This is a genomic window from Belliella filtrata (assembly GCF_022549775.1).
Classification (GTDB): Bacteria; Bacteroidota; Bacteroidia; order Cytophagales; family Cyclobacteriaceae; genus Belliella; species Belliella filtrata.
Genome location: NZ_JAKZGP010000091.1, coordinates 1 through 12,632, shown reverse-complemented (window position 1 = coordinate 12,632; position 12,632 = coordinate 1). Strand labels below are relative to the sequence as shown.

Genomic DNA, 12,632 nt, shown 5'->3' with positions numbered 1-12,632 from the left:
TTGTCAATATGTTTAGTTAGTTTTAGCCTGTAATCTTCCTTTTTTTCAGAATTAGAGTTACCCCCTATATACCCCTATAATTTACACATTTTTTTTATTAATTTGCTTAACTAAACGACATTGTATTATTATCTATCATTGTTTTAATAAGGACTGGTATCATGAAAAGAAAATTGTTTGAAGAAAGGATTTACCATATTGAAGGAGGTAAGACAAATAGGTAAATCTACTTTGTTAAAAGATCTCGAACAAGACATTAAAGGCAAAGGAGAGCCCACTTTATTTTTGAATCTTAAAAATAGAATTTTTTTAGAGGATTTGAAGTGATCTCACTGCTTGACATTTTCACGATACTTACTTTGAGCTTTTAGAGGAGAAATGCCTAACATATTATCATAAACCCTTGGTAAGGGTTGCGTCTATTGCTTCTATGAGTTTTGGATTCACTTCATATTTAAACAACACAATTCTTTATTTAAATTTTTCGTGATTTTCTTAAATAAGAAAAGTTTTACATATTCAAAATGTATTCGACATTGTTCCACTAAGAACTTTTAATAGCTCACTTCACAACTCAGAATGCATCTAAAATTCAAATAAAATATACTTTAATCCACTCCTCCCTATTTACATGCAAAAACATTTAAAAAAAGGGTTTTCTTGACTTTTGTCTACAAACATTAAATTATATTACCTGAACTTTGTAGCACGAACATCAAAAAAATGACACAGCACATGATCAAGCTAATAAAACTAGAGGAAATAGCTCAGTTCATCCTCTCCATTATCATATTCAACCAATTAGATTTTGCTTGGTGGGTTTTTTTAGCCCTTCTACTTCTTCCAGACCTATCTATGCTAGGCTATTTATTCAACACCAAGATTGGCGCAATCGCCTATAATATTTTCCACCACAAGTTATTAGGCATAATGCTATATGGATTGGGAATGTGGATGGTTCATTCCTATGTGATGCTTGCGGGTGTTATCTTGTTTGGTCATGCAGCTATGGATAGGATATTCGGCTATGGCCTGAAGTATGCTGATGATTTCAAGCATACACACTTAGGATGGATTGGGAAGTAGTGATTCCTACAAGAGAACAGTCCCAATCAAACCCTAGCCTAATGCATTTTCACATAAATCATCCATGTTTTGGAGGGATAAAGTACCGATTTGATTACTTTTGAATATCTCTTTTGTAATTATCAATCAGGTTGAGACAATAAGCGTATTTGATAACAGACTTCACCTTTTGTCGATAGGCTTTTATCTGATTGCTAAAACTTAAATATGAAGCATCTAATAAATCAAGAGCATTGGAATAGAAAAGAACATTTCGCCTTTTTCTCAGAGTTTGAAGAGCCGTTTTATGGCATAAATGTGAAAATAGATTGTACACATGCATATGCAGCGGCCAAGGAAAAAGGTCAATCATTTTTTCTTTACTACCTCTATAGAAGTTTGAAGACTGTCAATGAAATAGAGAATTTCAAATACCGAATCATCGATCAAGACGTCTATTTATTTGACCAAATAGACGTCTCATGTACCATCATGCGGGAGGATGGCTTGTTCGCATATGCACACATGGATTACTATGAAGATGAGGAGGAGTTCATTCGCTATGCGAATATAGAAATAGCAAAAGTTCAGCAAGCTACTACCTTAATGCCTTCAGAATATGCTGTAAATGAAATTCACTTTTCAGCCATTCCTTGGGTAGACTTTTCGTCAATTTCACATGCCAGGAAGTTCAGTCGACCAGACAGTTCCCCTAAGATCTCCTTTGGAAAGGTAGTCACTGCAGATGAGAAAAAATGGGTATCAGTGTCTATTCATGTACATCATGGCTTTGTTGACGGCTACCACCTAGGGCTATTTGTCAATAGGCTTCAAGAATTGATGAATGCATAGATATGCTACAACAAATGACCATTCGAATTGCAAATTGTGCTCGAGCCCAATGCCGGTTTCCAGTATGCCATATTCTCAATGCAAGGTTTGTGACCTGATCTATAGAAACCCTGCAAACTTCATGGATGCTGCAAATGAAAAGGCACATTACGAGCATCATCAAAATGGTCCAGAGTTCCCTGGCTACTTGCATTATTTGAGCAAGATAATTGAACCTATCACATCTTATTTTACGCCCCAAGCTGCTGCTTTGGATTATGGCTGTGGTCCAGGACCAGCGCTTGACTTCCTACTAAAAGACTACGGTGTAGCTTGTGACAATTATGACCCATTCTTTTTCAAAGATGGGATTACTAAGAGGAGTTACGATTTTATTTTTGCCACAGAATGTTTCGAACATTTTCATCATCCTGAGGATGAGTTGAGGAAGATGATGGATTTGCTGAAAAAAGGAGGTCTACTTTGTATCATGACGGTGTTTCACCACGGAATCGATGTTATGGACAAGTGGTACTACGCCAAAGACCTTACTCATGTGGCTTTCTACTCACATCATACCATAAAGTGGATATCTGATTATTTTTCCATAGATGTTCTCTATCAAGATAAAAAATCCATATGTATTTTTCAGAAAAATTAATCCCAAAAAAGAAGGTTGCAAGCAGCTTACAACCTTCTTTTTTGGGATTTTGAATCAGCAATTAGCTTTAAATCTGCTTATTCAGGAAAGAAACGAGCTTGAAAATCTCCTGATCTAAGGCTTTGTTTGCCATTTCAAATCGCTCTGGTGAATTCACTGACTCTCTTACCGAAATGTAATAGGTTAACTTATCAGCACTAGGCACCAAAGTGATGCTTACTCCTTCTACGGTTTCGATTTTGAGAATATTTGACCCTTTTATCGGGTGATCGTATACCTTGTCCGTCAGTATGTTTTTCTTTACTCCTTTGTTGAAATCTGTCACTGCACTTACAGAGAATATCTCTTCCAAAAACTTAGGACTTCTTTTGACTTCAGAAAGAAATTTATTGAGTTGTTTTTTATGAATCTCCAAGCTAAGGTCTAATCCCACTGCTTTTTCCTTGTAGAAACCATTATAGAAATACACTTCCATCAGTGCATCATAGGTGTTTTTTTCAATAGCACCTTGTCTAGCTTCCAATTCTGCTATCTGAACTACGATCTCTTCAAAACCAAGTGCCGAATGCATAACTTGTTGATCAATATTGAATCCAGCGAGTGGCTTGTCTGATACAGTAGCTTGAGCTGCTTGGAAAGCTGACTTCAATTCACCAGATTCGATGACTTGATCGATCGTCTCTACACGACCTTTGCGAGCTACTACATCCAAAAGATCAGACATCAAGATGGATTTTATCAAATGAAGTCCTTCATATTCACCAGACTTGATCCACTCTTGTAGCAATACAGCGGAGACTTGATGGGCATTTAGTACCATGAATGCTCCTTCTATTCCCTTTTTGACAACTAATGCTATCCTATCCGCTTCAGGGTCTACTGCTATGACAAGGTTGTAACCCTCGGAAGTAGCTTGCTCTATTGCTGGCTTGAGCATAACAAAGTTGAAGACATTTCCTGCCTTGGCTTTATCAATGATATGTTCCCCAACTTGATCTGCAACTTTCCCAAGTTTTTTTACCAAGGATGTTTGCTTTTCAAATGCGACTAGTAATACTTTGTTTTGAAAGGTAATAGGTTGATCTTGTTGACTTTCTAACTCTAAACTCATATATTTTTAGTACTTAATTTTCATTATTATAGACTGGTACGATTGCAAATACAAAAACTGAATGATACAATCCAGTGGATAAGGTAAAGCTGTGATTGAGTAATTTCATCCTATAAAAATCAGCTTTCTCGTTGTATTAATTATGAACCAAGATCTTACAAATTTACACATTCTCGTTTCCAGTCAAAAGAACAAGAGCATATTTCCGAAACTTTACTGATAATTTGATTTTCAACCTTGGTTAAATCACTTAATATCATAAAAATAAACCAGTAATACGTTTTTATCAAGTTTGAATAAAATGAAATTTTTTATGCATATACACACTTTACCAGTTAATATAGAAAATATCGATTTCACTTAGCTTTGATATTAATGGATATTAGAGATTCATGGGTATTTACCAATAGCGACCGATTTCGCCAATGAATCGAATAATCAAATATACATTTCTGGCAAAATCACAAAAAAAGCGTATATGTAAAACCATTTTGATATATATACGCTCAATGACCAAACTTTGTAACCATCTATGGCTTAGCTTTCAAAATATCAAGTAGTGTACACAGAGTTGAAGAGTACATAATCGGTCGTAAGGTCTGAGCCCCAGCCTACACCTTCTTCTTTACCTGTGTTGACCTCTAAGATGATCCTTATTTGTGATTCCCTCAGAAGTTTTTTGATGTAATTCTTATCAATTGGTAATGGCTGACCTTTCTCTAAAACTTGTACTAAATGTTCAGCATCACCTATAGAAAGATTGACCTTTTTATAGTTGAAATTCACACCTGAGTTGCCACACGCTGCGATGATCCTACCCCAGTTTGGATCCCTACCGAACATCGCCGTCTTCACCAAAGTAGAGTCAGAAATAGCCCTAACTAGTTTTCTAGCAATCTCTTCTGTTCTAGCTTTTGTTACTTTATATTCAATAAATTTTGATGCACCCTCTCCATCAGAGACTATCAGCTTGGCGAGGTGGGTCATCAATTCCAATAACTTGTCTCTAAATAGCCTATAGCCTGGATCAGATTCATCATTGATCTTCCTGTTGTCTGCCATACCATTGGCAAGTATTGCTACCATGTCGTTGGTAGAAGTATCTCCATCTACAGTGATCATGTTGAAAGTCCGGTCTACGCAATACCTCAAGGCTTTATCAAGCAGGGTCTTTTCTATATTCAAGTCAGTGACGATGAAATTCAGCATCGTAGCCATGTTGGGATGAATCATGCCTGATCCTTTGGCCACTCCACCCATATTGATGGTCTTACCGTCGTGCTCAAACTCCACAAAGCCTTCCTTTGCAAAGGTGTCTGTAGTGAGGATTGCATTGGCTACAAAAGAACCTGCCTTGGGATCATCACTGAGCTTATGGATATTTTCCCTGATACCATTGACCACATCATTTGTGGGGAATGGCTCACCTATCAAACCGGTAGAAGCTATGATCACATCATCCTCTGGGATGTTTAGCAATTCTGCAGTTACTTTCATCATGGCTTCTGCACCAGCTCTTCCTTGCTCTCCAGTACACGCATTTGCATTTCCTGCATTACATACAATGACTTGCGCCTGAAGATTGGAGACATTCTGCTCTGAAATTTCCACAGGCTCTGCTCGTACTTTATTTTGGGTAAAAACCGCGGCGGCGGCGGCTGGAACCTCCGAGTATATAATTGCCAAATCTCTTCTCATTGATTTGACTCCTGTATGGGCACCCCAACATTTGATGCCTCTTACATTGGTAATATTCTTGATCATGATTTCTATTAATCTTTATGGTCTTAGTGGTATTTGATTAAGCCCTGCAGTCTCCGCGATGCCAAGTACTAAATTCATGTTATGGACTGCTTGACTGGCTGCACCTTTGAGAAGGTTGTCTATGGCAGCTATTGCTACGACTCGTTGCGTTCTTTTATCCCAGAAAGGGTAAATATCACAGAAGTGACTTCCTCTCACATCCTTGATACTCGGCACAGAAGTCTTCACCCTGACAAATGGTTTATCAGCATAAAAATTTTGATACAATGAGAATAAATCTTCTTGTGTAGTTAGTTTTTTTGTTTTTGCATAAGATGTCACTAAAATCCCCCTGTCAATAGGTAAAAGGTGAGGCGTAAACTGAATCTGAACTTCTCCGTCGCTCAGGTGAGAGAATTGCTCTTCGATTTCGATTGTATGTCTGTGAACACCTACTCCATAAGCTTTGAAGTTTTCGTTTACATTGGAAAAATGTGTGGTATCACTGGCTTTTACACCTGCTCCTGTCAAGCCTGATTTGGCATCTATCACAACGGAGTGATTCTGTACCATGTTTTCGAAAAACAATGGTGCAAGGCTCAATATGGAGGCCGTCGGATAGCATCCAGGATTTGCAATGAGGCTGCTTCTTTTGATGTCCTCTGCAAACAGCTCAGGCTGACCATAAGCTGCACCTTCAAAGCCCTTGACATAAGTGTGTGGTTTTCCATACCAAGCTTCATATAGCTCTGGTGAGGAAAGTCGAAAATCCCCTGAAAGATCGATGATCTTACAGTTATTGTCCTTCCATTTTTTCACAAAATCCATAGAAACTCCGTGAGGTAATGCCAGAAAAATGACGTCTAGTGAAGACACATCAATGTCCTCAGCACTTACCAAAGCTTGATCTATAATACTCAAAAACTGTGGATGAAGATCAGAAAATGGCCTTCCTTGATGAGATTCTGAAGTGATATATTTAATTTCTACCTGTGGGTGTTGACTAAGGATTCGAGCCAACTCAGAGCCTGTAAAACCAGATGCTCCAATTATGGCTACTTTATATTTTTGATTTTGCATAATTATTTTGAATTCATTGCGTGTAATACATCATCCAAAGTATGGATGAATTTTTGTAGCTCTTCATAAGATATGGTCAAAGCAGGCACCAATCGAAGGACATTTTCAGCTGTTGCATTTGCAATGATACCCTTTTGAAGCAAGGCTTGCATGTATGGTAATGCCGGTGTATCTAATACCACCCCTAGCATCAGGCCTAACCCTCTTATCTCTTTGATTTGAGGGTATTTCACCTGTAGGACCTTCAGCTGATCTATTAGCCAAGCGCTTTTTTCACGAGTTTCCTTGAGTAGCCCCTCTTCTACGATTACCTCCAAGGCTGCAATTGCCGCAGAAGTCGCTAGTGGGTTCCCGCCGAATGTGGTTCCATGATCTCCAAACTTGATAGCCGAAGCTATTTTCTCGTTACAAAGAAATGCACCTATTGGCATTCCATTGCCAAGTCCTTTGGCTGAGGTAAGGATGTCTGGCTGAATCCCATAGTGGTCCTTTGCAAACCAATGCCCAGTCCTCGCAATACCTGATTGAATTTCATCAAAAATCAACACGATATCATTTGCTTGACACAGCGCATGCACTTCTTTTAGATAGGCAGCATCAGCGGGTCTGATTCCTCCTTCACCTTGGATAGGCTCTACAATGATCGCTGCGACATCATCAGAAATTTGATTTTGAATAGCTTCCAAGTTATTGAAAGGTACTTGGGCAAAACCTGTAGGCATTGGACCAAAGCCCTCTTGGTACTTCGCCTGTCCAGTAGCAATCGTTGCTAATGTCCTACCATGAAATGAATTCTCCATAGAGATGATCTTGCCCCCTCTGCCTTTGCTGTGGGCATATCTTCGTGCTACTTTGATGGCACCTTCAACAGCTTCGGCACCACTATTTGCAAAAAAGACGCGGCTAAGGCCAGAGATATTGACCAGCAATTCTGAAAGTGCAACCTGCGGAGGGCTCACAAAGAAATTACTTATATGCATCAATTCTGCTGCTTGACTTTGTATTGCCTTCACCACTTTGGGGTGACAATGCCCTACATTGGTGACAGCTATACCCGCAAGTAGGTCTAGGTATTCTTTGCCTTCTATATCCCAGAGTTTACTACCTTGGCCTTTGACGAAAGTGATTGGGATGCGGTTGAATGTTGGTAAATATTGTGCTTTATCCTTTAGATATAATTCTTGGTTGTTCATGATTACTGTGTGATTGTAGTCCCTATTTTTTGTCCATTTTCGAAAAACTCCATTAACTGCTCCGGTTTTGTACCATTGAGAATCAAGGCATTTTTGACTCCTCTTTTCAGGGCATTTTCACATGACTGGATTTTCGGAATCATACCCCCTTGAATTACCTTCCCATACAAGCTTGGAAGCTCTGCCAAAGGTATTTCTCTCAATATAGATTGAGGGTCGGGGTAGTCTTCATACAATCCATCCACATCAGTCAATGAGATATAATAATCAGCTTGAATGGCTGCTGCAATTTCACCAGCAAAATCATCTGCGTTGATGTTATAAGAGTTACCTGCTGCATCTGGACCGATGCAAGCGATCACTGGGGTAAATCCAGCCTGAGAAAGTGATGCTAAAAGTTCAGGATTGACATGCTGTATACTACCTACTCTTCCAAGATCTATTTCAATAGTCTCACCATTGGCGTCTTGAAGTTGCATATGCTTTGGGGTGACTTGAACTAGATTTCCATCATGTCCTGATATTCCTACGGGATTGAGTCCATGAGTTGAAAAAAGGGCTACTAAGTCTGCATTGACATCACCGAGAAGCGTTTGTTTCACGACAGCCATTGCTTCTGCACTGGTTTTGCGCTGACCTTCTATAAATTCTGAAGGTATATTTGCTTCGTTCAACGCGGTACTGATGAATGGTCCTCCACCATGTACGAGGGTGATATGATGTCCTGCTTTTCTGAGCATCAGTAATGCTCTTGCAATTTGGCTCTTGAGTTCATGATTTACCATGGCATTCCCACCGTATTTGATGAGAAGCTTAGAAGATTGCATGCTTTTTTATTTTTGTGAATAGATGATTTAAAGCGAAATGATTTTGTTTAAACGCGAAATTAAATTTCCCAAAATCATTTAAAAACTTATTTCGTCTCTTAGGAACAAATACCATTCCATGGTCGGGAAATAATATTTTAAATTTACAACTTTGCTCAAATCTCTTGGATAGATGAAAATTAAGCTTAGAAAAAGTAAATTCACCTATATTATTGTAAACTTACTGTTACAAAGTGTAGTTAATATTGACAAAGCTGTAATAACATTTCATGGCAAAGCATGACACCTTGACTCCTGAGCTTTTGAAGATTCTAAAGATCTTTGGACTAGCTTCGATAGTGCTCGTATTGACCCTTTCTATTTTCAATGAAAAAAGGGCAAACAATACGGGGGCTCTTGATTCTGAATTGGCCATAACGGATGCAGAGAGGTTGTATTTCAAAAATGTACGGGGAATATTCTATGATATCGAAAACCGTGGTGATGCAAAAATGCAACTCTATAGGTTTGGAAAAAGAATTAAAGAGGCTGAACACCCACTGATCAACACCTCAATATTAATCAATAGGATAAAACTTGAAGCCTATATTTTTGTAGAAACGAATCCAGAAATCAACTCATTCGAGCTTATTGCTTATTATGAAAGTAAGACAGATACACTTACATTTAATCAAGGAGATAAATTCAACCATTTTCAATTTGTAAATAAAATATACCCCTTATTGGAAAAAGATGCGAGATTTGAAATGCGATCTCCTCAAGGAAAGCTACCAGTATTGCAAGATCCTAAAGAAAGAGATGCGCTTCGTATTCCTATCAAAGACTTCTATCGATTGATTAACAAATCTCTCGAATCTAAAGAATAAGTTTCGGTAGAAATCAGTATTATGCTTACCCAAAAACCCAAAATAGCATGGATTTAAAACGTATAGACAACTTATGGAGATTTCTTTCTATCAAAAACAACCTACATCTAAAGCACTTGGTGGGTGACAACGTAATGTATGTGATTGGTAAGGGCTCACAAAAGATGACGCATAGCTTTAACCCTAGATTTCTAACAGACTCTACCTTGACCTTGGAAGATGTCCACTTCCAGTCAAAGCTAATTTATAAACAATACAATGCTCCTAAAAAACGATTTGGCATCAAGCAACCTCCTATCTCGCCAGTTTCTTCTGTCGTGTTTTTTCCCAAAGAGTTACTTAAGCTTAGCCTGAAGTATGATTTGAATGTTCTCAAAGATAGGCATGATCGCTATGCCATTTCTATCAGTCCATTCAACCCAAAAAACATCTATGATATTCTTAATGCAGTCAACGTAATGAGTAAATCTCTTTGGATCAAAAATTTCTTCGCAGAAGGAATTCGAAATTAAAAGAAATCAATCCTCTGATGTTGTAGCCTTATCTACTTCAGCCCGGATGATGACGTATTGGAAAATATCTCCAATCTTATCGTCTTTGATGTAGGCATCTTTGAGTATAGCCTCTGGTTCAAAACCTGCTTTCTCGAAGACTTTCATACTTGCTACATTGTAATCGAAAACTTGGGAGTAGATCCTTTTAATGTTTGGAAATCTATCAAGAAGGTATTCTGTATAAAGGATCAGGGCCTCACTAGCTATACCCTTTCCCCAATGCGACTCTGCAATCCAAAAACCTATCTCCATGTTGGTACGCAATTCATCCTTGCAAATCTCTCCGCCAATGGAACCTACTAGGGCATCATTGTATTCAATGGCAAAATTCTGAGGTGGATTAAACTTTACATTATACTCTATCCAAAACCTAGCGTCGTGGATAGTATAAGGTTGAGGAAAAGCATCTCGGAGATTTTTTGCAATATTGGGATTGTTTGCAATTGGATAAAGGTGATGAAAATGACCTTCATTCCATCTAACAAGCGCAACGTTATTTTTTCCGAGGATTTTCATGGATTTTTTGCTTGAGTTTACAAAAGTTAAGCCCCTTTTTCTTAATGGCCAAAAAAAACATCAAAAAAGGCATTAAAACCCAGAGCTAAGATGTCCGACGTCCTTACAGGACTTATTGTTGTCAGGGATTGTTTAGAGGCGATTTTCTTTTTACTAAAAGATCAAAGATTGATACAAAAGTCTCTTATTTCGCCGCAGGCATATTTCAACTTTATTTCGCTTTGGCATCTATCCTCCCTCATTCTTTCTTTGTCTGTTTCTTGTTTCTTGACGCTTATTTCTAATCTCTCGTCTCCCGCTTCTAAAAGTATTTTTTCCCTCTAATTCTCCTTCTTATAATATACTACAGAAGAGTTCTCTTCTTTTAAAATCTCATTTGCCCAGTTTAGGATTTTCGATTCAGGGATTTGGGTTTTGATTTCGTACTCTTTTTGATAGTAATTAGGGTCGCCCAAGTGCGCATAGTACGCCAAGCTCATGGCCCTATTTAGTAATTGTATAGACTCATAAGTTTTCATGGCCTCCGCCTGATTTTTTACTTTTTCAAGAGTGATTTCAGGTATTGTACCGCTTTTGAATGCTTCGATTACTTCATCAAGTGCTTTTTCTGCATCTTCTGCCGATTGGCCTTTTTCCATTTTTCCCGAAAAAACCAATAAGCCAGGATCTACAGAACCCATAATATATGCTCCTACTGAAGCAAAGATACTTCCGCTCTTCACAAGTTGCTGCTCGAGAATGGAAGACCTGCCAAACCCAATGATATCTGTTACCAAATCAGCTTCTAAGTATCCTTCCTGAAGCTTTCCTGGCATGTGGTAGACTTTGTACAAAGCGTCAGTAGGGACTTTTGCATTGACGATTTTTGTCTTTTTACTTACTTGAGGAAGTTCTTGTGGAATTGGTTTTTTGGTGATTTGGCCCGATGGAATTGGAGCAAACCATTTTTCTGATAGTCTTTTTACATTTTCCAAAGTGACATCTCCAGCTACGACCATAACGGCATTATCAGGTCTATAATGCGTGAAATAAAACTCTTCAACATCTATAGGCTTATAATTTACAATGTCTTCCACATGCTCCCCAATGGTAGGCCATTGGTAAGGATGGTTTTCATAAGCAAGTCTCCTGATATGGTGAAAAACATCCCCATAGGGTTGGTTAATATACCTTTGTTTGAATTCTTCTATTACTACTTTTCGCTGTGTCTCAATAGTTTTCTCTGTAAGAGATAGGTTCATCATCCTGTCAGATTCCAGCCAAAAAGCTGTCTCAAGATTCACTGCCGGTAAAGTAATGTAGTAGTTTGTAATATCTGGATTGGTGAAGGCGTTGCATGAGCCACCGACCTTTTCGAGTGCAGCATCGAATACAGGAATATGCTTTGTACTACCAAACATCAAATGCTCGAAGTAATGCGCCAAGCCTGATTTGCCCTTGATCTCATTTCTAGAGCCAACTTTATAAAGGATGTTAACCACAGCTATCTTAGTGCTGTGATCCTCATGCACCAGTACCTGTAGGCCGTTATCCAAAACAAATTGTTGGTAATTGATCATAGTATAGTTTTGGGGCAAAGCTAATAAAATAAACCAGAACTTGGGTAGCTTCAAAGCTTTCAAGAAGGGGAATCATCTTTAGGAAAGGCCATTCGAGGGTTTAAGCTGGAATTAATTTCATTTAACCAAATTAGACCTGTGTCCTTAGGAAAAGATTAACTCTCGAAGGGTTCCTTTGCTTAGGGGTTGTTAAAAGCGATTTTCCTGAGCTTTCAATTCTCTACTCAAGGTTCCATTTTCCGCATTAGGAAGTCAGCTGATCTGCATTATAGCCAGCTTCTTTGAGTGCAGATATGATTTTCTCGCTTGAAATATCATCGTGTATTGTCAGAATCCTATCTGGATGGCTTAGGTCGACCTCCCATGAGGAGACTCCTAGCTTTTCTAAATGGGGTGTAACGGCACTTTTACAATTGCCACATTTCACGTTGGTTTTGAATTTTTGCATATTTACAAAACTAGGTACTGATTCGTCAATAGATTTATATAATTTATGAATACCTAAAATCCGCAGGATTCTAATTTGGTTTTGATTTGGATAAATACAGTGCCATAAAGAATCATTTTTTTGTCAATCTAGGATTTTTTATGGTTGAGTGATACTTTTAATTTGGTTTAGGGTAAGG

At 38.3% G+C, this 12,632-nt stretch carries 13 protein-coding genes; 5 read left to right on the top strand and 8 right to left on the bottom strand.

Translation table 11 applies throughout. The annotated features are described in order from the left end of the window. Nucleotides 1–735 precede the first annotated feature (735 nt). The 3 genes from MM239_RS19685 to MM239_RS19675 all read left to right on the top strand — a co-directional run bounded on the left by MM239_RS19685 (nt 736) and on the right by MM239_RS19675 (nt 2,557). Entirely contained in the window at nt 736–1,086 is a 351-nt protein-coding gene (locus MM239_RS19685; RefSeq protein ID WP_241350042.1) for a DUF4260 domain-containing protein, read from the top strand. Nucleotides 1,087–1,293: 207 nt separating this feature from the next. After that, nucleotides 1,294–1,917, top strand: a complete 624-nt coding sequence (locus MM239_RS19680; RefSeq protein WP_241350041.1) for a chloramphenicol acetyltransferase — start codon at nt 1,294–1,296, stop codon at nt 1,915–1,917. A 64-nt stretch (nt 1,918–1,981) separates the two neighbouring features. Further along, on the top strand, nt 1,982–2,557 hold the full coding sequence (locus MM239_RS19675; RefSeq protein WP_241350040.1) for a class I SAM-dependent methyltransferase: 576 nt from the start codon (nt 1,982–1,984) through the stop codon (nt 2,555–2,557). 67 nt (nt 2,558–2,624) lie between these two features. On the opposite strand, the gene MM239_RS19670 is transcribed toward MM239_RS19675, so the two are convergent. The 5 genes from MM239_RS19670 to argB all read right to left on the bottom strand — a co-directional run bounded on the left by MM239_RS19670 (nt 2,625) and on the right by argB (nt 8,511). Beyond that, entirely contained in the window at nt 2,625–3,668 is a 1,044-nt protein-coding gene (locus MM239_RS19670; protein WP_241350039.1) for a hypothetical protein, read from the bottom strand. A gap of 552 nt (nt 3,669–4,220) precedes the next feature. After that, on the bottom strand, nt 4,221–5,432 hold the full coding sequence (gene argJ, locus MM239_RS19665) for a bifunctional glutamate N-acetyltransferase/amino-acid acetyltransferase ArgJ (RefSeq protein WP_241350038.1): 1,212 nt from the start codon (nt 5,430–5,432) through the stop codon (nt 4,221–4,223). Nucleotides 5,433–5,447: 15 nt separating this feature from the next. After that, a complete protein-coding gene (gene argC, locus MM239_RS19660) occupies nt 5,448–6,491 on the bottom strand; it encodes an N-acetyl-gamma-glutamyl-phosphate reductase (protein ID WP_241350037.1) in 1,044 nt (347 codons plus the stop codon). A 2-nt stretch (nt 6,492–6,493) separates the two neighbouring features. Further along, nucleotides 6,494–7,684, bottom strand: coding sequence for an aspartate aminotransferase family protein (locus tag MM239_RS19655; RefSeq protein WP_241350036.1), 1,191 nt, complete (start codon nt 7,682–7,684; stop codon nt 6,494–6,496). 2 nt (nt 7,685–7,686) lie between these two features. Continuing rightward, nucleotides 7,687–8,511: an acetylglutamate kinase gene (gene argB, locus MM239_RS19650; protein WP_241350035.1), complete on the bottom strand. Its 825-nt coding sequence runs from the start codon at nt 8,509–8,511 to the stop codon at nt 7,687–7,689. Nucleotides 8,512–8,780: 269 nt separating this feature from the next. Between argB and MM239_RS19645 the strand changes: the two genes are divergently transcribed. Further along, entirely contained in the window at nt 8,781–9,377 is a 597-nt protein-coding gene (locus tag MM239_RS19645; RefSeq protein ID WP_241350034.1) for a hypothetical protein, read from the top strand. Between the two features lie 47 nt (nt 9,378–9,424). Continuing rightward, complete coding sequence (locus tag MM239_RS19640) at nt 9,425–9,889, top strand: hypothetical protein (protein ID WP_241350033.1); 465 nt, start codon at nt 9,425–9,427, stop codon at nt 9,887–9,889. Nucleotides 9,890–9,895: 6 nt separating this feature from the next. Here MM239_RS19640 and MM239_RS19635 read toward each other — a convergent pair whose 3' ends face one another. The 3 genes from MM239_RS19635 to MM239_RS19625 form a co-directional block, all read right to left on the bottom strand. Continuing rightward, on the bottom strand, nt 9,896–10,447 hold the full coding sequence (locus MM239_RS19635) for a GNAT family N-acetyltransferase (protein WP_241350032.1): 552 nt from the start codon (nt 10,445–10,447) through the stop codon (nt 9,896–9,898). 320 nt (nt 10,448–10,767) lie between these two features. Continuing rightward, on the bottom strand, nt 10,768–12,006 hold the full coding sequence (locus MM239_RS19630) for a M16 family metallopeptidase (protein ID WP_241350031.1): 1,239 nt from the start codon (nt 12,004–12,006) through the stop codon (nt 10,768–10,770). Nucleotides 12,007–12,250: 244 nt separating this feature from the next. After that, a complete protein-coding gene (locus MM239_RS19625; RefSeq protein WP_241350030.1) occupies nt 12,251–12,454 on the bottom strand; it encodes a heavy-metal-associated domain-containing protein in 204 nt (67 codons plus the stop codon). Between the last annotated feature and the right edge of the window lie 178 nt (nt 12,455–12,632).